Here is a 19,671-nt window from a genome sequence, read left to right on the forward strand (position 1 = left end):
CGCGCCGGCCGGCGCCACCCCGGCTAGTAGTAGCCGCCCTGCTCGCTCTCGTAGTCCTCGTCGTCATCGTCGTCACGCTGCCGCGACCAGCGCGAGGGCATCAGCACCGGGATGAACATGGCCACGCCGAGCAGGGCGAACACGCCCGTGGTCAGCAGCGTCTTGTCACCCGCGCCGGCGTCCCTGACGATCTGGTGGACCGACGCCTGGGACGGGATGAGGGAAAGCGCCCGGTTCACGTCAAGCGCGTACATGACGGTCCAGGCCAGCAACACCATGGACGGGATGAACGTCGCCAGCGGCGAGATCCGTCCCGCCACCACCAAGCCGAAGACCAGGCCGACGGCGGCCATGGCGCCCAAGGCGATCCACATCTTCTTATTGTCGGGCGGAGCCGCCGCCACACTGGCCAGCGCCTGCTGCACGGCCCAGCCGCCGCCTCCCAGCAGGGCCACCGTCACCACAAGCCCGATGAGCAAACCAGCTAAGTGCCGCAACGTTCTCACCTCTATATCAACGCGACCGGCACGTATATCAACGCGATCGGCACGACCCTAGCGATAAATGGCAATTTCGGACCAGACATTGCGCAGCTTCTCACTCGGGGCCTCAACACCCCTTGCCCCGTGAGAGCATGGGGCACACCCATGCGCGCGCAACTCCCCCTCAGGCTCGCGCGGACGGCCGCCTTCGCCGCCGTCTGCGTGACCCTCGCCGCGCTCGCGCACATGCTGGGCGGCGGCGCGGCTCCCGATCCGCAGGCCGCCGGCCTCGGGCTCGCGGGCGTGGCGGTGCTGGGTCTGGCGCTGTGCGGCGCGGAGCGCTCCCCGGCGACGATCACTCTCGTGCTGGTCGCGGTGCAGCTCGGGCTGCACGAGCTGTTCGCGGGCGAGGGCGCCGCCTACGTCTCGGTGCACGGCCACGGGCAGGGCGGGCTCGCCGTCAGCACCGGCATGCTCCTCACGCACCTGACGGCCACCCTCATCACGGGCCTGTGGCTGGCGCGCGGCGAGGGCGCGCTCTGGTCGCTGCTGCGCCGCGCCGGCCGCCGTCTCACGCCGCTGCCGCAGATCACCGTGCCGGTCGTGCGGCCGGCCGCACCCATCGTCTTCACCAGGGCGGTTCCGCTTCAGCCGGGGTTCCGGCACAGCGTGGCCAGGCGGGGTCCTCCACTTCCCGCCTGATCTCTGACGCCCCTTTCCCGTTCACCCCAGTGGAGTTCCGCATGTCCTTCATCCGTCGTACGGCGACCGTGCTCGCCGCCGCCACCGCCCTCACCGCCGGCCTCGCCCTGCCCGCCCTGGCCCACGTCACGATCCAGCCGGGCACCGCCGAGCAGGGCGGATTCACCAAGGTCGCCTTCCGCGTCCCGAACGAGCGCGACAACGCCTCGACCACCAAGATCGAGGTCTCCTTCCCCGCCGACCATCCCCTGGCGTTCGTGTCGGTCAAGCCCGTGCCCGGATGGGACGTCAAGGTCACCGAGGGCAAGCTGCCGGCGCCCGTCAAGACCGAGTACGGCGACCTGGAAGAGGCCGTCACCAAGGTCGTCTGGTCCGGTGGCAAGATCAATCCGGGCGAGTTCCAGGAGTTCGAGGTGTCCATGGGGCAGTTGCCCAAGGACGTGGACTCGCTGACGTTCCCGACCAAGCAGACCTACTCCGGCGGCGAGGTCGTGGACTGGTCGGAGGCGGCCAAGGCGGACGGGACCGAGGCGGAGCACCCGGCGCCGCTGCTCAAGCTCGTGCCGGCCAGCGGTGACGACACGCACGCCGCCGCTTCGGCCTCCGCCTCCGCCGCCCCGGCGGCCGCTTCACCGTCGGTGGTGGCGGTCTCCCAGGAGGCGGCGACGTCCGACGGCACGGCCCGGCTCCTGGGCGGCGCGGGGCTGGCGGTGGGCGTCATCGGCGTCATCGTCGGCTTCCTCGGCCTGCGCCGCCGCACCTCCGCCTGACACGCCCGGGGGCGGCCGTCCGAACGTCGGATGGCCGCCCCTGCTGATGCGCGCGGCCATCCGTCGTGGATGGCCGCCCTCGCTGACGTGCGCGACCACCCGGACGTGGATGGCCGCCCTCGCTGACGTGCACGGCCACCCCGGACGTGGGTGGCCGCCCCGAGAAGGTGCGCGGTTGTCAGGACGTGATGTCCTTGCCGGAGAAGCGGGCCCAGGCGATGGACCCGAACAGCACGATGTAGGCCCCGAAGGTCAGCAGCCCGTCGCGCAGCGCCGCGGTGTCGATCGGGCTGCGCAGCACGGCGTCGAAGCCCATGAACTTGCTCGGCAGCAGGTACGGCGTGATCGACGAGAGCGCCGGGATCGCCCGCAGCACCTGGCAGACGACGACCAGCACCACGGTGCCCGCGATGGCCCCGATGGACACCTCGGTGAACGTCGACAGCGCGACCGCGATCGCGGCCAGGGCGGCCATGCCGGCGCCGACGTACCCGACCGCGATGAGGATCCGCAGCAGCCCGTCCGCCATCGTGACGGTGGTCCCCGACAGCAGCGTCACGTCCCCGGCCGGGAACAGGGCGAGCCCGGTGAGCAGCCCGGACAGGGCGACCACCGCCGTGGCCGCGTAGGCGTAGACGGCCGCGTTGAGGTATTTGACCAGCAGCAGCCGGGTGCGTCCGGCCGGCGCGGCCAGCAGGTAGCGCAACGTCCCCGCTCCGGCCTCCCCCGCGATCGCGTCGCCCGCCACCACGCTGACCGCGACCGGCATCAGCAGCAGCACGAGGAACGAGAACGAGACGAACGTCAGCATGAGGCTGTTGCCCGCGACGTCGGCGATCATCCCGCTCATGCCGTCGTCGCCGGCACCCGTGAAGAGCCGCAGCGCGACACCGACGATGACGGGAACGGCGGCGAGCACGGCCAGCATCGTGATGTTGCGCGGCCGGCGGAAGGTCAGGCCCAGCTCCGAGCCGAGCAGCCGCCAGAACGCCCACGCGACCCTGACGGCCGGAAGGGCGGACACGGCGGCCCCGCCACGCCCGCCATGCCCGCCCAGCCCGGCAATGGGTCCGGCAAGCCCAGCGGCCTCCGCGGCCCCGGCTGCTCCGGCGCGCTCGGGCGGGTGGCGCTCGGCGCTGCGCAGGCTCTCGGTCACCGGCACGAGCCCGGGCATCCGCCGCGCCGCCCGCGTCTCGGCGACCGGTGCCCCGTCGGCACCCGGCTTCCCGTCGGCGACTCGCGCCACACCGGCCGATGTCACGGCGTCCGGTGTCACGGCGTCCGGTGTCTCGCCGTCCGGTGTCACGGCGTCCGGTGTCACGGCGTCCGGTGTCTCGCCGTCCGGTGTCACGGCGTCCGGTGTCACGGCGTCCGGTGTCACGGCGTCCGGTGTCACGGCGTCCGGTGTCACGGCGTCCGGTGCCGGGTCGCCCGCTCGGGTCCGGGTCTCAGCCGTCGACATCGAATCCCTCCCCTGTCAGTCCCACGAACACGTCCTCCAGGCTCGGCCGCACCACGGCCAGCCCGCGTACGGCCACGCCCTCCCCCACCAGCGTGGCGTTGATCGCCTCCGGCGCGTGGCCGCCCAGCTCGGCCATGACCTCCCCGTCGAAGGCCCGCACGTCGTCCAGGCCCAGCGTGCCGAGCACCCGCGCCGCGTCCGCCGCGTCGGGCGTCTCGACCCTCACCCGCGTCACCAGTCCGCCGCGCAGCGCGGCGATCGTGCCCTGCGCCACGAGCCGGCCGGTCCGCATGATCGCCGCGTGCGTGCACATCTGCTCGACCTCGGCCAGCAGATGCGAGGAGACGAACACCGTGGTGCCCTCGGCCGCGATCTCCTTGACCAGGGCGCGCACCTCGCGCGTGCCCTGAGGGTCGAGCCCGTTGGTCGGCTCGTCCAGGATGAGCAGGTCGCGCGGCCCGAGCAGCGCGGCGGCGATGGCCAGGCGCTGGCGCATGCCGAGCGAGTAGTTGCGGTAGCGCTTGCCCGCGGCGGCCGACAGGCCCACGCGTTCCAGCGCCAGCGCCGCGCGCCGCCTGGCGGTGGCGCCGGCGGCGGTCGGATCGGCGGCGTCGAAGCGCAGCAGGTTGGCGGTGCCCGACAGGTACGGGTAGAAGGCGGGTCCCTCGACCAGCGCCCCGACCTTGGGCAGCGCCTGGGCCAGCGGCAGCCCGAGCATCGAGGACGCGCCGGCCGTGGGCGCGACCAGGCCGAGCAACATGCGGATCGTGGTGGTCTTGCCGGAGCCGTTGGGCCCCAGGAAGCCGAACACCGAGCCGCGCGGCACGGCCAGGTCCAGCGTGTCCACCGCGATCTGGCCGCCGCGGAAACGCTTCGTCAGGCCGCGCGTGACGATGGCGCTGTCGTCTGTGCCGTCCTCCGTGCCGTCCCCGGAGGGCGGGGCCGCCCCGAAGGGCGCCCCCGCTTCTGTCGTGACGATGGTCACTTGGTGCCCGCCGCCTCGATGATCTCCTCCGGGGTGACCGCGCCGACCAGCAGGCGGCCGTCGTCGGTCAGCAGGGCGGTGACCAGCTTGGTCTTGATCAGCTTGCCCGAGCCCCACGTGCCGCTCACCGGGGTGGCGGACTTGAGCACGTTGTCGAGCAGCGCCTGGCCGCTCGCGCCCTGCCCCTGCCCCTGCCCCTGTCCCTGCTTCTGTCCCTGCGCCGGCTCGCCTCCCAGGTCCGCCGCCGAGAACGGCAGGACGGCCACGGTCGTCCAGCCCTTGCCGACGACCTTGGCGGCGCCCGCGACGTCCTTGGCGTGCTCGGCGCGCTCCTCGGCCTTGTCACCGAAGGCGTTCTCGCCGAAGCCGTTCTCGCCGATCACCGCCTCCTCCACCTTGGCGCCCGCGGGCGGGGTGAAGGCGAAGTTCTCGGCCGCCGGCGGCGTGAACGTCACCTGCGTGAACCCGACCTGGAAGGCCGGCTCGGCCGATCCCTTGGCGAAGAGCTGGACCTGCAGCGGAACGTACGTCTCGCCGTCGAGGGCGATGCGCACCTCCTGGACCAGCGACCCCTCGTCCTTGGGCGACAACACGAGCTGGTAGACCGGGCGGCCCGCCACCTCGGCCGTGTTGATCACCCGGACGCCGGTGTGCTCGTCCACCCCCGCCAGCACCCGGCGCACCGCCTGCTGCGGCGTCACGTCGGTCGGCTGCGGCGTCGGCGGCGTGTGCTCCTGGCCGGCCTTCGCGTTGATCTTCAGTTTGGTCGCGGTGTTGGTGGAGCTGTCCCAGTACCAGGCCTGGTCGCCGTTGACGATCAGGTTGGTCTCGTTGAGCTGGGTCGGCATGGCCACCCGCACCTTGTCGGAGGCGCCGTACCAGACCTTCACCTCGTGCGAGCCGGACAGCAGGCTGAGCGGCGACGCCGCGCCGGTCGCCGGCAGCGCCGGCAGGCCGAGCGAGGCCGTCTGCTGCACCGTGCCGGACATCGGCGCGATGCCGCCTCCGTCGCCGGTCGCCGCCACCGCGTCGGCCAGCAACTGCTCGGCCGAGCGCTCCGGCAGCGCGGGCTCCCCGCTGACCGCGGCGATGACGGGGCCGGCGCCGATCGCGGCTCCGATCACGGCCGCCGCCGCGATCGGGACTCCCCACCTCACGAATGTGCCTCTACGCATCTCACTCCTTAACGGTATGTCGATGCCCAGAGCCTGCGTCATGCATCCTGTGGCAAGCCTGAGAATGTCTGAGACGGCTCTCAGCCTTCTCAGCGTCGTCTCAGGGGAGGAACGGGAGAATCACCACATGAGAGTACTTGTGGTCGAGGATGAGCGGCGCATGGCCGCGGCGCTCCAGCGGGGGCTGCAGGCCGAGGGGTTCGCCGTGGACCTCGCCCACGACGGTGAGGAGGGGCTGCACGCGGCCAGGCACGGCGACTACGACATCGTGGTGCTGGACATCATGTTGCCCAGACTGTCGGGATACAACGTGTGCAAGCAGTTGCGCGCGGAGGAGAACTGGGTGCCGATCCTCATGTTGTCGGCCAAGGACGGCGAGTACGACATGGCCGACGGGCTCGACCTGGGCGCCGACGACTATCTGACGAAGCCGTTCTCGTACGTGGTGCTCGTGGCCCGGCTGCGGGCGCTGCTGCGGCGCGACTCGGGGCGGCGGCCGTCGGTGCTGGTGGCGGGCGACCTGTCGCTGGATCCGGCGCGGCGCAGGGTCGAGCGGGGCGGCCAGGTGATCGAGCTCACGCCGAGGGAGTTCGCGCTGCTGGAATACCTGATCCGCAGGCACGACGAGGTCGTGTCGAAGGCGGAGATCCTGGAGCACGTGTGGGACACCTTCGACACCGACCCGAACGTCGTCGAGGTGTACGTCGGCTACCTGCGCCGCAAGGTCGACGTCCCGTTCGGCAGGAACGCGCTCCAGACCGTGCGCGGCGCGGGCTACCGGCTGGCGGGCGACGGTGGCTGACTCCCCGCTGACGTGGTGGCGGCGGCAGGGGTTGCGGTTCCGGCTCACGGTGGCGGCCGCCACCGTGCTCGCGCTGGCCCTGGCCCTGTCGGCGACGGTGCTGCTGAGTGTGCTCGACCAGGCGTTGATGGCCACGGTGGACGACAGCACCAGGCAGCAGGCGCAGACGGTGCGGGTGGCTGCCGACGCGGGCACGCTGACGAGCCCGCTCACCACTCACGACGGCACGATCGTGCAGGTCCTCGACGCGCAGGGCCGGATCACGCACGTCACCTACGGCACCGACCGGCTGGTGCCGCTGCTGGACGCCGGGGCCAGGGCCGCGGTGCTGAAGAGCGGGCAGGCCACGCTCCTGGACGGGCGGCCGTACGCGATCCCGGGGTTCCTGCGGGTGGTCGTGCTCCGCGCGGACCACGGGCAGACGGTGATGGCGGCCCGGCCGATCAGCGAGATCCAGACCAGCCTGGGCACGGCGGGGCGAGTGCTGCTCGTGGGCACGCCCGCGCTGATCGTGCTGCTCGCGGTGGCGAGCTGGCTCATGATCGGGCGTACGCTGCGGCCCATCGCCGCGCTGCGCAGGGGCGCCGCCGACATCACGCACACGGCCAGGTCGCGGCGGCTGCCGGTGCCCGCCTCGCGTGACGAGGTGCACTCCCTGGCCACCACGCTCAACGACATGCTGGCCCGGCTGGAGGAGGCCGAGCAGCGCCAGCGGGCGCTGGTCTCCGACGCCGCGCACGAGCTGCGCAGCCCCCTCGCCAGCATCAGGCTGCAGCTGGAGGTGGCGCTCGGGCATCCCGAGGGGCAGGACTGGCAGGAGACGGCCGAAGGCGCGCTGGAGGACACGTTGCGGCTGTCCCGGCTGGCCGAGGACCTGCTGGCGCTGGCCAGGCTGGAGGAGCGCGGCGGCGTGCCCGCCCGGCGCGAGCCGGTCGATCTCGACGAGGTGGTGCGCCAGACCGTCGACCGGTACGCCGAGGCCCGCCTGACCGTCTGCGAGCCCGTCGTCGTCCAGGGCGACGCGCTCGACCTGAGCCGGGTCCTGACGAACCTGATGGACAACGCGGTGCGCCACACCTCTTCCAAGGTCGAGGTGGCGCTGACCGCCGACGGCGTCCTGACGGTGACCGATGACGGCCCCGGGATTCCCGCGCAGGACCGGGAGCGGGTGTTCAACCGCTTCACCCGGCTCGACTCGGGGCGCAGCCGCGATGAGGGCGGCGCCGGGCTCGGGCTGGCCATCGTGCGCGAGACCGTGCGGGCGCACGGCGGGACCGTGACGTTGCGGGACGCCGCACCGGGACTGTGTGCCGTGGTGCGGCTTCCGGTACGCCCTTGACGCGTCCGGCGCCCACGAGGGCGGTTGCGACGTGTCCGGCACCGACGAGGGCGGTTGCCACGTGTCCGGCACCCACGAGGGCGGCTCGCGGGTGGCACGGGTCGGGGCCCGCCACGTGCCGGACGAGGGCACGCCGGCAGGCTCGGGCGAGGTGCTGGGGATCGGGGGGTGGTCCGGGGCGCGTCCGATGGAGGCGACCCTCAGGGGCACGGCCTCGTCGCCGGGCCCCCTGGGCTCCGTGTGTTCCGGGCCCTGATGCGCTGGTGCGGTAGGCAGATCATGGAGCGTTCCGAATCGGGTCAGGCGGCTGTCCCCTTTTCGGCGGTGGCCAGGAAGTCCTGGGCGATGAGCGGCAGGCGGCGCCTGGCGTGCACGACGGCGATGACGCGGCGCACGGCGGGTTCGAGCGAGCGCACCACGAGGCCGGCCCGGCCGGCCTGTTCGGCCATGCCGCGGTACCACAGCAGTGAGGCCTGCCCGGCGCGTACCGCGTTGAGCCAGCCGTTGCGCTCATCGGTTTCGAGCACGACGACGGGGGTCACGGAGTACTTGCCGAACATCGCGTCGAGCTCCCTGCGCCGCATGCTGCCGCGGGCGGGCAGCGCCAGGCGCATGCCGTTCAGCTTGCCCATCGGCACCGGATTGGGCAGTTCGAGCCCGGGCGGGGAGATCAGCACGATCTCCTGGCGTTCGAGCGGGTGGGTGATGAGATCGGTGGGCACGGGGAGATCGGTGAGCCCGAGATCGGCCCGCTGATCCCTGATGGCGGTGACGACGCCGTCCCGGCCGTCGCACCGCACGATGTGCACGCGCACCCCCGGATGCTCGGCCGCGTAGGCCGGCAGCAGCCGCCCCGCGAGTCCGGGTTCGAGGCTGGGCGTGGAGGCGATGCGGAGCTCCGCCTCTGTGATGGCGCCATGGCTGGCCAGACCCTCGATCTCGTGAACGGCGTCGAGTGCCTCCCTCGCCAGTTTGACCACCCGGCGACCCTGCGCGGTGACGACCACGCCACGGCCGGAACGAGCGAAGAGCGTCATGCCGAGCTCTCGCTCCAGATCGCGGATCGCGCGGGATAGCGCAGGCTGCGCGATGTAGAGCGACCTGGCCGCGTCGGTCATGGTGCGGTGCTCCGCAGTCGCGACCACATAGCGGAGCTGCTGGAGATTCATGCCAAGAAAGCTAGGACACCGCCCGCCGCGCGGACCGGGAGATAACCGAGATCACCTCGAATGATTTCGGACTGTAACCGAGTGCTGCTACATCCGTGACGGGTGGTAAATGAGTATGCTTTTGCCCCAAATTTGGCAAGGGTCCGACTAGTCGCGCCGCAAAGCCATACATTCCAGACAACCGCGTGAACGGGGCTACACGGTGACAGGGAACGGGCAATATCCACCCCCGCCGCAGGGACCCGGGCAGCCCCAGAGGCCACCCTCGTTGCCTTGGCCGCCAGCCGGCCAACGGCAGCCGCAACCGCAGGGCGGCAACCCCTACGCGCCGCCGCCCCCGCAGGGGCCCGCGTATCCGGCGCCGCCGGGGCCCGCGTATCCGGCGCCGCAGGGGCCGGCGTATCCGCTGCCGCAACCCCCGCAGTATCCGCAGTATCCGCCGCCGCCCCCGCCGCAGGGGCAGCCGTACCGGCAGCCGCCGCCTCCTCCGCCCCACGGGGGGCCGTATCGGCAGCAGCCGCCGCCTCCTCCCCCGCCGCCGCCGATGCCGCCCCGGCAGTGGCAGCCCGCGCCGCGGCGCAGGAAGTCGGGCATGGGCGTCCTCGGGGTGCTCAGTGCCGTGTTCGGCGGGATCGCGGCGCTGTTCGTGCTGATCGTCATCGGGGCCGCGATGTTGAAGAGCTCGTCCAGGACGGAGAGCACGACGCCGGTCGCGATCCCGACGTACTCGTCGCTGCCCGACCGCTCCTCCGACGACGACCCCGTCCCCACGCGGACGCGGGAGTCCAGGCCCAGTCAGGACGACGAGCCCAGCACCACCGTCACCCCGCCCACCCGGGTCACGGTGAACCGGAGCCTGAAGAACAACACCATGTACAAGGCGGGCACGCTGCCCCGGCTCAACTGCCGGGCGGGCAACGCCGACATCTTCAGTCACAGCCAGCTCAAGGCGCTGATCCTGAAGACGGGCGCGTGCATGGACAAGGCGTGGCAGCCGATCCTGGAGAAGCAGGGCATCGACTTCAGCCCGCCCGGCTACGCCATCGTGGCCAAGCGCGGCAGGGGCGCGTGCGGCGACTATCCGTCGGCGGGGAGCATGGTGCCGTACTACTGCCCGCGCAACAACACGATCTACGCCTCCACCTCGGCCATGGCCAGAGGCAACGGCAACGCCCGCGGCTACGGCCAGATCATCTCCTGGCACGGCGGCATCATCAGCATGATGGCCCACGAGTACGGCCACCACGTCCAGAACGTCACCGGCCTGATGGACTCCTGGTGGCGCGGCACCTTGAGCTCCGGCAGCCAGAGCGGCAAGCTGGGGCTCAGCAGGCGGCTGGAGCTGCAGGCCACCTGCTTCGGCGGCATGTGGATGCGGTCGGTGGCGTCGTCCTACCCCGTGAGCATGTCCCTGCGGAGCAGGCTGTACTCGTTCTACGGCCAGGTGGGCGACTATCCCGGCTGGCCGCGCGACCACGGCACCCCGGCGAACAACAATCGGTGGTTCCGGCAGGGGTGGGAGAAGAGCAAGACATTCCAGTGCAACACGTGGCTGGCGCCCTCTTCAACGGTCTCCTGATGAGCACGTGGTGTTCATCTCAGCTTGGGCACATGTCTCTGATGTCCGTATATGGGGACTAGACTCCTGGCAATCTTGTGCCCCACGGGGGGCAGACGTCGGTTTTGCCTGGTAGGCATGCGAAGGAGCCGGGTGTGAGCACACGCGATGGGGACGACACCGTGTCCGGAGGCAGGAAACGGCGTCCCACTCGTCGCCCGCCCCGGGCTTCCGGGCCTGCCGGGCCTGCCGGGTCGTCCGCACCGCGTTTCGCCAAGCCGATGGGCACCGCCTCCGTGCTGGGGTGGACCGTGCTGTCCGCCGTCGTGCCCGGCGCCGCGCACCTGCGGGCCGGGCGCCGCCGTACCGGGCTGATCCTCATCGGCGTGTACGCGGTGCTGCTGCTGGCGGGCCTCGCCTACTGGCTGGCCGCCTACGAGTCCGAGGACCTCACCGCGTTCGCCGACCCCGGGATGATGGTCTGGGTCATCGTCGTCGCGGCGCTGGGCGCGCTGGCCTGGTTCGCGCTCCTGGTGACCTCCTACGTGACGCTCAACCCCAACAAGCTGAACCAGCAGGGCCAGGTGGTCACCGGCATCCTCGTCGGGGTGTTGTGCGTGGCGGTCATGTCCCCGTTCGCGCTGGTGGCCAATGCCGTGGTGGAGGTCCGGGACACGGTCCAGAAGATCTTCCCCTCCGTGGTCGACACCGACGCGCCGCCCGTGGCCAAGGCCGGCGAGGACCCGTGGCACGGCAAGGCCCGGGTGAACCTCCTGCTGATCGGCGGCGACGCGGCCGGCAACCGTACCGGCGTGCGGACCGACAGCATGAACGTGGCCAGCATCGACGTCAAGACCGGCACCACGGTGCTGTTCAGCCTGCCGCGCAACCTGCAGCACGTGCGCTTCCCCCCGTCCTCGCCGCTGCACAGGCAGTTCCCGAACGGCTTCATGGCCGAGCTGCCCAACGGCGGCCTGCTCAACGAGGTCTGGCAGTACGCCACCGACAACCCGCAGCTCATGGGCGGCAAGGACAAGGGCCCGCGGGCCCTGATGGACGCGATCGGCTACACGCTCAACCTGCAGATCGACTACTACGCGATGATGAGCATGTACGGCTTCGCCGACCTCGTGGACGCCATCGGCGGCATCAAGATCCGGGTCGACCAGGACGTCAAGTGGGGCGGCCTCTACGGCACCGCGGGCACCATCAAGGCCGGTTATCGGACGTTGTCCGGCGAGCAGGCCCTCTGGTACGGCCGCTCCCGCGTCAACAGCGACGACTTCTCCCGCATGGCCCGCCAGCGCTGCGTCATCGGCGCCTTCGCCCAGCAGGCCACGCCGGGGGTGATCCTCACCAAGTTCGGCAAGATCGCCGACGCGGCCAAGCGGCTGGCGCAGACGAACATCCCCCAGCAGCTCCTGCAGCCGCTGGCCGCGCTCGCCCTGAAGGTCAAGGACGCCAAGATCAACAGCTTGCAGTTCGTGCCGCCGGAGTTCTACTCGGGCCGTCCCGACTGGGCCAAGATCCGCCTGGCGGCCCGCAAGGCCGTCCAGGACTCCGTCCGGCCGTCCCGGGCGCAGACCGCCAACGTGACCGCCTCCCCCGGCGCCACCGCCGGAGCCACCGCGACGCCGTCGAAGACCCGGGCCGCCACGCCCACGCAGACGCCGACCCGCAACACCCAGAAGGCCGCCGCCAAGTCCCTCGACGAGCTCTGCGGCCTCTAGCGGGAGCGCCGGGGCCCGAAGGCCCGGAGGCCGCCCCCGGGGTGCGGGAGCGGCCTCCGGGGGTGCCCTACTTGGCGAGCTGACCCAGGATCCACTCGGCCAGCGTCGGCGTCACCGAGCCGTGCTCGGAGTTGTCCGCGTCGCACTGGAAGTCGTCCAGCTGGCTGTGCTCCGGCGACAGCGAGGTGATGTCGGTGTAGAGATCCACCGTCCACTCCACCGGGTCGTACTGGAGGGCGACGGCGCTCACCGACGGGACGAAGCAGGCCGAGCGGTACCGGCTCTGGATCGGCGCGCCGAGCTCGTCGGCGACCATCCCGTACGACGCCAGCGTCCCGCCCGGCGCCCCGTCGAAGGGGCCCACGTCGCTGGTGTAGCTCTTGCTCCCCCACATCGGCGCCGCCCGCATGCCGCCGACGTGCCGGTTGGTGCCGCGATCGGGCTGGGTGCGGACCGTGGCGCCGACGACGCCGCCGAGCGCGTTCCACTCGAACACGAGCTCGTCCGGCGGAATGTTCCTGCCGGTCCCGTCGGCGGCGCCGTTGCAGACCCCGAGTTTGCGCGGCCTGACCGGGAACCACCCGACGCGCCGCAGGTCGTCGATGAACTCGCCGCGTAACGGGCTGGCCGTGGCGACGGGCCCGGAGTAGCGCCCGCTCTCGACCCACGCCCACAACAGTTGCTGCGCGGCGGGGCTCCTGATCAGATCCGCCGGTCCCGGCGCTCCGGGCGCGCCGAGACTCTGCGAGAAGTACGCGAGCTGCTGCAGGATGAGCGGGATCCACGCGCCGTTGTGCGGCGCGTCGTACGACAGGTACGTCGCGGTCTGGTGGTCCTCGCCGCGGTTCTCCATCTCCGCCAGCGCGTAGCGGGTGATCAGCCCGCCCATGCCCAGGCCGCCGACGACGAGCGGCGCGCCGCCGATGCGCTCGGAGACGGCCCGGCGCACGCAGGTCGCCGCCACCCCGGCGTTGGCCTGGAGGTAGGTGTGCCGGACGCCGAAGCCGAGCAGCACGACGTCGACGCCTTGGGCCAGGAGCTGGTCCAGCAGGCGGTGCTGGTGGGGCGGGTACGGCGCGTTGAGCCTGCTCCAGAGCCCCGGCAGGTCGCTGGGCCCGTGCCCGAACTCGTCCGCGAAGATCATCGGCCGGACGAGCTCGCGGTGCCCCGTGCCGTAGTGGACGGCGGCGGTGCCGGTGGCGCTGCGGCCCCGGTAGGGCCAGGCCGAGGTCAGCGTCCACTCGGCGTCGGGCACCCGCGCCGGTCCGGGCGTTCCGGGCGCCAGGATCGAGAACAGGACTCCTCGGGGAAGGACTCCGGCGACCTGCTCCGCGCGACCGGCGGGCACCGGCGCCGGCTCCTGCGGCAGGACGTGCTCAACATCTATCCTGGCTGCCCCTTGTCTCGCCATGATTTTTCACCTTTTTTCGTGGGTTTACCGGACGTCACCCCCGATTTCGGACCTCCTGTTCGGGAAGATGAATTTCCCTTTTTAGATTCAACGAACATCGCGATCAAGGCGTGCTCATCTCTCTAGCTCACCTCGCGGTTCGCGACAAATCAACCCACGTCAAGAACAATTAACCTGACCGTGCGTCAAGGCGTTACGCAGGGCCGGGGAGCGCGCGGGAGCACAATGCGGACCGGCGCCCGCGGATCACCGATTTTCGCTATTCACATTCCTCAGGAGACTTTTTTCACACCACCGAGGCGTTCTTTCGCGGCAGCAGCGCCAAGGCTCCGACATAGAGGACGGCCGCCACGATGAGCAGGCCCTTGTAGCCGATCACCAGCGCCGCGTACTCCAGGCAGCCGCCCACCATGGCCCCCAGCAGGTTCGCGCCGAAGGAGGTGGTCGCGTCGGCCGTGTCGGCGAAGCGCTTGGCGAAGACGACGTTGGCGGCGAAGATCGGCAGGAAGGCCACCGTCACCGCCGCCACCGCGCGCAGGGGCAGCGGCAGGGACAACAACCACGCGTTCGGCACCAGCCAGGCCAGCGCGAGGCCCGCCAGCAGCACGGCGTACATGACGGGCAGCGGCGGGACGCGGAAGCGGCGGGTGACCTCGACGGCGGCCAGGACGGCGACCAGGACGCCGGCGAAGACGATCGCGTTGACCACCCACGTGGTGCCGAACAGCAGCGCGAAGCCCGTCACGCTCTTGGTCTCCAGCAGCATGAAGCCCACGCCCAGCAGGAACAGGTCCGCGTACGGGCGCATCCGGGCGTAGGGGCCCGCGACGGCGCGGACGGCGAGCAGGCTGACGATGAGGATCAGGCCGAGCGTGATGAGGTAGAGGGACGGGATCGTCGCGTCCTTGAGGTAGAGGAAGGGACGGTCGTCGTCGGCGGGCGGCGGGGTGCCGGCGGCGGCGCCGGGCCACTCGCTCGCGCAGCGCTGGTCCGCCGGGGTCACGCCCGCGGTGATGACGGCCTGCTGGCCGGCGGTGCTGACCACGTCGACGCACGGCTTGTGGCCGAACGCGTTCTGCATGGTCAGGGCCAGGCGGTCGACGAGCCAGCTCTCGCGGTAGTAGTTGTACATCGAGAACGTGCCGCCGGGCTTGAGGTGGGCGCGGGCGGCCCGCATGGCCTCCTCGGTGAACAGGTAGCTCTCCAGGCGCAGCGAGCTGGCTCCGGAGACGAGGGTGAGCGAGTCGGGCAGGGCGAACAGGATCAGGTCGTACTTCTCGTCGGCCCGCTCCAGGAAGGCGCGGCCGTCGGTGACGTGGGTGGTGACGCGCGGGTCGTCGTAGGGCCGGTCGGGGTGGACGGAGCCGCCGAGCTCGCGCAGCTTGGGGTCGATCTCCACGGCGTCCACGTGGCCCGCGCCCTTGGACAGCGCGATCGCCACGTCGGTGCCGCTGCCCGCGCCGACGATGAGCACGTTCTGCGGGGGCTTGGCGGTGCGCTCGTACGGCAGGCCGTACTGGCGCTCCCACTGCAGCCGGGCGGCGGCGGGCACGGCCTGCTGGTGCGGGATGCCGTTGACGGCGATGTCGGTGACGAGGATGCCGAGCTGCTGGAGCTGCCGGGTGGTGACCTTGTAGTAGGGCGACCAGATCGCCCCGGCGGTCAGCGTCTCGGCCAGCAGCAGCCCGACGACGGCCAGGGAGGGCACGGTCACCAGCGCCACGTACAGGGTCCGCGGCCTGGGCAGCAGCAGCACGCCGTAGCAGATGGCCGCGATCAGGCCCCAGAACACCGGCGGCGCGCTCAGGAACGACAGCGCCGTGAACGCGGCGATGCCGGAGAGGCTGCCGATGAGGTCGTAGCGGTAGGCCTCCAGGCGCGGCAGCTCGGGGAAGCAGCGCCCGACGAGCTCGGCGGGCCCCATGAGGATCAGCGCGGCGGCGCCGAAGATCACCGGCAGGATCAGCCAGGCGGGCGGGCCGCTGGTGGACAGGCTCGTCCAGTACAGGACGCCCTCGGTGTTGCGGTCGACGGTCACGGGGAAGGTCAGCACCACGATGACCAGGACCGCGAGCACGACGGGCGAGTAGTACGGCTGCCGCCGGGAGCGCCCCACCCGCAGGAAGCCGAGCCCGATGCCCAGGAACGAGCCGAGCAGCACGAAATTGGTGAAATAGCTGAGGTGGACGATGTTGGATCCGGTCCACCGGATCAGCGCCAGCTCGAGAAAGAGCATGAAGGCGCTGGCGAGGATGAGCCTCGGCCGCACCGCCAGCCAGTGATCCTTCTCCCCGCCAGTGACCGGCTTCTGCGCCTGGAGCGTCATGAGGATTCACCGTAGTGAACAGACCGAAAACAAGGAAGTCTGACGCCCCAGAACAAATGTCGTCCGCTTCGCGGCGAATGCGGCATTCTCGCAGGTCAAAACCCCCGAGATGCACTGGACGCGCACCGCCGGATGAAGGAATGTTGGGAGGTTCATTCCCTCCAAAACGCTCGGTGGTGACACATGCGGGTTCTCATCCAGCTCCGCCCCTCTCCAGACCTGGTCGCGGCAGTCGCCGATCCCGGCCAGACCGCCACCACGGCCGACGTCGCCGACGGCCTGCCCGGCGTCGAGCTCGACCTGGGCTTCGTGCCCGTGGCCCTGCCCCGGCCGGTGCCCACGGCCGGCGGCGACCCCCTTTCGCTCAACCAGCCGCTCGACTTCTCGCTCGCCGCCGAGGACGCCTCCGTGCTGGTGCGCGGCACGATCTCGGACGACGAGCTGGCCTCCCGGGTCACCCTGCTGCCCACGCTCAGGCCCGACGTGGTGGGCGTCTTCTCCGACCCGGTCATCGAGTCCACGCCGACGTGCGGAGGCGATCCGCCGGTCGGCGACTGGCACGACCTGGAGCGCCTGCTGAACGTGCCCGGCCTGCACGCCGAAGGACTCGACGGCACCGGCGTGGCGCTGGCGGTGCTCGACACCGGGATCAACGCGGCCCACACGGCCAGGCAGCTCGGCCGGGGCGTCACGCTGGACGCCCCGCGAAGCTGGAGCCCGGCCGGCGTGGTGGGCAGACCCGGCGAGTTCGAGGTCGACCACGGGACGATGTGCGCGTTCGACACGCTCATCGTCGCTCCGCAGGCCACGCTGATCGACATCCCGCTGCTGCTGTCCACCCGGCCGGGGGGCTCGGCGCTGGACGGGCTGCTGTCGGACGCGGTCTCGGCGTTCGCGCACCTGCGCACGGTGCTCGACGCCCAGCCGGCCACCACCAGGGCGCTGGTGGTGAACAACTCGTGGGGGTCGTTCTCCCCCGAGTGGGACTTCCCCGTCGGGCATCCTGGCAACTACTCCGACAACGCCGCCCACCCGTTCAACCTGATGGTGGCCAGCCTGGATCGGGCGGGCGCGGACGTGTTGTTCGCGGCGGGCAACTGCGGGCGTGAGTGCCCGGACGGCCGCTGTGTCTATCCGCGCAGGCCCATCGTGGGCGCCAACTCCCATCCGAAGGCGCTGTCGATCGGCGGCATCGACGTCAACGGGGCGCGGGTGGGCTACTCCTCGCAGGGGCCGGGGCGGCTGACGGCCCGCAAGCCGGACATCTGCGCCTACACGCACTTCTCCGGCTCCAAGGCGTTCGGCGACGGGGAGCCCGACTCGGGCACGTCGGCGGCCACGCCGGTGGCCGCCGGGCTCGTGGCGGCCGTGCGCACGCTCTGGCCGTCGACGAGGTTGTCGCCGGCCCAGTTGCGGGCGCTGCTGCGGCGCACCGCGGAGGACCGCAGCGAGGTCGGGTTCGACTACGACTACGGCTACGGGACCGTCGATCCCGCGGGGATCATCGCGGCGCTCCAGCGCCGGGCCAAGAGCGCGGCCTGAGCCGGAGGGCCGTCGATCGCCGGGCCGGCCACCCCCCGCCGGCCCGGCGCGCCCTCAGGCGTTCTCCCGGTTGAACACCCGGGTCCCGAAGGTGAGGGTGATCACCGCGAAGACGGCGGTGACCGCCACCCCGGCGCCCACGGTGCTCGTCAGGTAGTGGCCCTGGAACAGGTCGCGCATCGCCTCCAGGACGTACCTGAACGGGCTGACGCGGGAGATGGCGTCGAGCCAGCCCGGCGCCATCGACATCGGCAGGAACGAGCCGGACAGCAGGATCAGCGGGATCACGGCCGTGGACATCACGGGCGCGAACAGCTGCTCGTTCATCGTCAGCGCGACGGCGTACGAGAGCGCCGCCAGGCTGATCCCGAGCACGACGACCAGCACGAACGCGGCCACCAGCCCGAGCACGGGGGCGCGCAGGCCGAAGGCGAACGCGACGGCGAGCAGCAGCAGCGTCTGGACGACCAGCGTCACCGCGTTGTTGAGCACCCGCCCGAGCAGCAACGCCGCCCGGCTGGCCGGGGTGACGCGCATCCGCTCCAGCACGCCCGAACGCTTCTCGAACACCACCCCGAACCCGGCCAGCCCCATGCTCATCAGCCCGAGCTGGATGATCAATCCCGGGACGAGCGTCTCCCAGGTGCCGAACGTGGTGAAGATCGGCCCGAACAGCACCAGGAAGAGCAGCGGCTGGATCGCGCCGAAGACGATCCCTGCCTTCTGCCGCAGCGTGGCGCCCACTCCGTGGCGGAACAGGATCCAGGTGTCCCTCAGCATCACAGCCCCGCCCCCTCGCGCAGCGACCTGCCGGTGATGTCGAGGAACGCGTCGTCGAGCGTGCGCCCGCCGCTCTTCAGCTCCGCCGGCGTGCCCTCGGCCACGATGCGGCCGTGGTCGATGATCAGCAGCCGGTCGCAGAGCGCGTCGGCCTCGTCGAGGTAGTGGGTGGTGAGGAAGATCGTCGTGCCCTGCTCGGCGCGCAGCGAGCGGATGTGGTCCCACAGGCCGGCCCGGCTCTGCGGGTCGAGCCCGGTCGTGGGCTCGTCGAGGAAGAGCAGGACGGGCTCGTGCAGCAGGGCGAACGCGATGTCGAAGCGGCGGCGCTGACCGCCCGACAACGCGGCGCCCGGCTTGGCGTCCAGCCCGGTCAGCCCCAGCCTGGCCAGCACCCCGGCGGTCGCGGCTGCGGCCTCCTGGCGGCTCAGGCCGTAGAGCATGCCCTGCAGCTCCAGCTCCCCGCGCAGCGGCACCGCGGGCGGCACCCCGCCGCCCTGGGAGACGTAGCCGATGCGCCGTCGCACCTGCCTGGCGTCGCCGAGCAGGTCGTGGCCGGCCACCGTGGCGGTGCCGGACGTGGGGCGCAGCAGAGTCGTCAGCATGCGCATGGTCGTGGTCTTCCCCGCGCCGTTGGGGCCGAGGAAGCCGACGATCTCGCCGGGTTCCACCGCGATGTCCACGCCGTCAACGGCGGCCACGCCGCCGGCGAAGGTCTTGCTCAGACCCGAAGTGTTGATCATTTAATCGCCTCCAAAATTAGAGTAACTACAAATTTGGTGTCACTGCAAACTTGGTACGATGGAGGCATGGAAGAGGGGCTGCGGGAGCGGAAGAAGCGCGAGACCCGGCAGCGCGTCGCGGACATCGCGATGGGGCTGTTCATGGCGAAGGGGTTCGACAACGTCACCGTCGCCGAGGTGGCGCGGGCCGCCGACGTGTCGGTCAACACGGTGTTCAACTACTTCGCGACGAAGGAGGACCTGTTCGCCGACCGGCAGGACCTGGCCGTCGGGGCGGCGACGCGGGCGCTGGCCGAGCGCGGGCCGGGAGAGGGCGTGGTCGCCGCGTTCCGCCGCGACTTCCTGGACGCGATCGACACGCGCGACTGGCGCTACGGGTTCAACCCGGGCGCCGATCTGTTCGCCCGGATCGTCGGCGAGAGCCCGTCACTGGTGGCGCGGATGCGCGAGCTCCATGAGGCGCGGGTGGGAGCGCTCGCGCGGGCGCTGGCCGAGGAGTGGGAGGCGGGCCCCGACGACCTCACGCCGCTGCTGATCGCCTCCCACCTCCTCGACACGACCCTGATCCTGACCGACCATTCGGTGCGCCGGCGGCTGGCCGGCGAGGAGTGGGCGAGCATCGAGCCCGACCTCAGAGCGCAGGCGGAGGAGGCGTTCGACCTGCTGGAGTCGGGGGTCGGCGGTCGCTAGGGCCGCCG

The 19,671-nt window shown here is 71.4% G+C and carries 19 protein-coding genes; 9 read left to right on the forward strand and 10 right to left on the reverse strand.

All coding sequences use genetic code 11. The annotated features are described in order from the left end of the window. Positions 1-23: 23 nt before the first annotated feature. Positions 24-479, reverse strand: coding sequence for a hypothetical protein (locus tag ACWD0F_RS15535; protein WP_449875792.1), 456 nt, complete (start codon positions 477-479; stop codon positions 24-26). A gap of 168 nt (positions 480-647) precedes the next feature. Here ACWD0F_RS15535 and ACWD0F_RS15540 point away from each other — a divergent pair, with 168 nt between their 5' ends. Together ACWD0F_RS15540 and ACWD0F_RS15545 are read left to right on the forward strand one after the other, a co-directional pair. After that, positions 648-1,184: an MFS transporter gene (locus tag ACWD0F_RS15540; RefSeq protein ID WP_449875794.1), complete on the forward strand. Its 537-nt coding sequence runs from the start codon at positions 648-650 to the stop codon at positions 1,182-1,184. A gap of 41 nt (positions 1,185-1,225) precedes the next feature. Continuing rightward, positions 1,226-1,954, forward strand: a complete 729-nt coding sequence (locus ACWD0F_RS15545; protein ID WP_449875796.1) for a YcnI family copper-binding membrane protein — start codon at positions 1,226-1,228, stop codon at positions 1,952-1,954. A gap of 178 nt (positions 1,955-2,132) precedes the next feature. Here ACWD0F_RS15545 and ACWD0F_RS15550 read toward each other — a convergent pair whose 3' ends face one another. The 3 genes from ACWD0F_RS15550 to ACWD0F_RS15560 are packed head-to-tail and all read right to left on the reverse strand — an operon-like array spanning position 2,133 to position 5,576. Then, entirely contained in the window at positions 2,133-3,416 is a 1,284-nt protein-coding gene (locus tag ACWD0F_RS15550) for an ABC transporter permease (RefSeq protein WP_449875798.1), read from the reverse strand. Next, positions 3,403-4,401 carry an ATP-binding cassette domain-containing protein gene (locus tag ACWD0F_RS15555; protein WP_449875800.1) on the reverse strand — a complete coding sequence of 333 codons (999 nt, stop codon included), beginning with the start codon at positions 4,399-4,401 and terminating at the stop codon, positions 3,403-3,405. The genes ACWD0F_RS15550 and ACWD0F_RS15555 overlap by 14 nt, the downstream gene beginning before the upstream one ends. Continuing rightward, positions 4,398-5,576: a LolA family protein gene (locus ACWD0F_RS15560; RefSeq protein WP_449875802.1), complete on the reverse strand. Its 1,179-nt coding sequence runs from the start codon at positions 5,574-5,576 to the stop codon at positions 4,398-4,400. The genes ACWD0F_RS15555 and ACWD0F_RS15560 overlap by 4 nt, the downstream gene beginning before the upstream one ends. Positions 5,577-5,703: 127 nt before the next feature. Between ACWD0F_RS15560 and ACWD0F_RS15565 the strand changes: the two genes are divergently transcribed. Genes ACWD0F_RS15565 through ACWD0F_RS15575 form a run of 3 tightly spaced genes read left to right on the forward strand, consistent with a single transcriptional unit; the run spans position 5,704 to position 7,973 of the window. After that, the gene (locus ACWD0F_RS15565; RefSeq protein ID WP_449875804.1) at positions 5,704-6,378 is read left to right on the forward strand and encodes a response regulator transcription factor; all 675 of its coding nucleotides are present in this window, start codon (positions 5,704-5,706) and stop codon (positions 6,376-6,378) included. Then, on the forward strand, positions 6,371-7,717 hold the full coding sequence (locus ACWD0F_RS15570; RefSeq protein WP_449875806.1) for a sensor histidine kinase: 1,347 nt from the start codon (positions 6,371-6,373) through the stop codon (positions 7,715-7,717). Before ACWD0F_RS15565 ends, ACWD0F_RS15570 begins: the two co-directional genes overlap by 8 nt. Positions 7,718-7,748: 31 nt before the next feature. Next, on the forward strand, positions 7,749-7,973 hold the full coding sequence (locus ACWD0F_RS15575; protein WP_449875808.1) for a hypothetical protein: 225 nt from the start codon (positions 7,749-7,751) through the stop codon (positions 7,971-7,973). A gap of 43 nt (positions 7,974-8,016) precedes the next feature. Here the strand turns inward: ACWD0F_RS15575 and ACWD0F_RS15580 are convergent, their stop codons facing one another. Together ACWD0F_RS15580 and ACWD0F_RS15585 are read right to left on the reverse strand one after the other, a co-directional pair. Further along, positions 8,017-8,886, reverse strand: a complete 870-nt coding sequence (locus tag ACWD0F_RS15580; RefSeq protein ID WP_449875810.1) for a LysR family transcriptional regulator — start codon at positions 8,884-8,886, stop codon at positions 8,017-8,019. Positions 8,887-9,207: 321 nt separating this feature from the next. Then, a complete protein-coding gene (locus ACWD0F_RS15585; protein ID WP_449875812.1) occupies positions 9,208-9,480 on the reverse strand; it encodes a hypothetical protein in 273 nt (90 codons plus the stop codon). Between ACWD0F_RS15585 and ACWD0F_RS15590 the strand changes: the two genes are divergently transcribed. Both ACWD0F_RS15590 and ACWD0F_RS15595 read left to right on the forward strand, forming a co-directional pair. Beyond that, a complete protein-coding gene (locus tag ACWD0F_RS15590) occupies positions 9,479-10,465 on the forward strand; it encodes a neutral zinc metallopeptidase (RefSeq protein WP_449875814.1) in 987 nt (328 codons plus the stop codon). The two genes, ACWD0F_RS15585 and ACWD0F_RS15590, sit on opposite strands and share 2 nt — an antisense overlap. Positions 10,466-10,725: 260 nt before the next feature. Beyond that, positions 10,726-12,174, forward strand: a complete 1,449-nt coding sequence (locus ACWD0F_RS15595) for an LCP family protein (RefSeq protein ID WP_449875816.1) — start codon at positions 10,726-10,728, stop codon at positions 12,172-12,174. Between the two features lie 67 nt (positions 12,175-12,241). Here ACWD0F_RS15595 and ACWD0F_RS15600 read toward each other — a convergent pair whose 3' ends face one another. Both ACWD0F_RS15600 and ACWD0F_RS15605 read right to left on the reverse strand, forming a co-directional pair. After that, the gene (locus ACWD0F_RS15600) at positions 12,242-13,585 is read right to left on the reverse strand and encodes a hypothetical protein (RefSeq protein WP_449875818.1); all 1,344 of its coding nucleotides are present in this window, start codon (positions 13,583-13,585) and stop codon (positions 12,242-12,244) included. A gap of 286 nt (positions 13,586-13,871) precedes the next feature. Next, positions 13,872-15,911: a spermidine synthase gene (locus ACWD0F_RS15605; RefSeq protein WP_449875820.1), complete on the reverse strand. Its 2,040-nt coding sequence runs from the start codon at positions 15,909-15,911 to the stop codon at positions 13,872-13,874. Between the two features lie 183 nt (positions 15,912-16,094). Between ACWD0F_RS15605 and ACWD0F_RS15610 the strand changes: the two genes are divergently transcribed. Beyond that, positions 16,095-17,453, forward strand: coding sequence for a S8 family serine peptidase (locus tag ACWD0F_RS15610; protein ID WP_449875822.1), 1,359 nt, complete (start codon positions 16,095-16,097; stop codon positions 17,451-17,453). Between the two features lie 54 nt (positions 17,454-17,507). Here the strand turns inward: ACWD0F_RS15610 and ACWD0F_RS15615 are convergent, their stop codons facing one another. Together ACWD0F_RS15615 and ACWD0F_RS15620 are read right to left on the reverse strand one after the other, a co-directional pair. Then, positions 17,508-18,233: an ABC transporter permease gene (locus tag ACWD0F_RS15615; protein ID WP_449875824.1), complete on the reverse strand. Its 726-nt coding sequence runs from the start codon at positions 18,231-18,233 to the stop codon at positions 17,508-17,510. After that, positions 18,233-18,973 (reverse strand): ABC transporter ATP-binding protein, encoded by a 741-nt coding sequence (locus ACWD0F_RS15620; protein WP_449875826.1) that lies wholly within the window; start codon positions 18,971-18,973, stop codon positions 18,233-18,235. The genes ACWD0F_RS15615 and ACWD0F_RS15620 overlap by 1 nt, the downstream gene beginning before the upstream one ends. Positions 18,974-19,039: 66 nt before the next feature. Here ACWD0F_RS15620 and ACWD0F_RS15625 point away from each other — a divergent pair, with 66 nt between their 5' ends. Beyond that, positions 19,040-19,663, forward strand: coding sequence for a TetR/AcrR family transcriptional regulator (locus tag ACWD0F_RS15625; RefSeq protein WP_449875828.1), 624 nt, complete (start codon positions 19,040-19,042; stop codon positions 19,661-19,663). The last annotated feature ends 8 nt before the right edge of the window (positions 19,664-19,671 follow it).

This window comes from Nonomuraea sp. NPDC002799 (genome assembly GCF_053592075.1).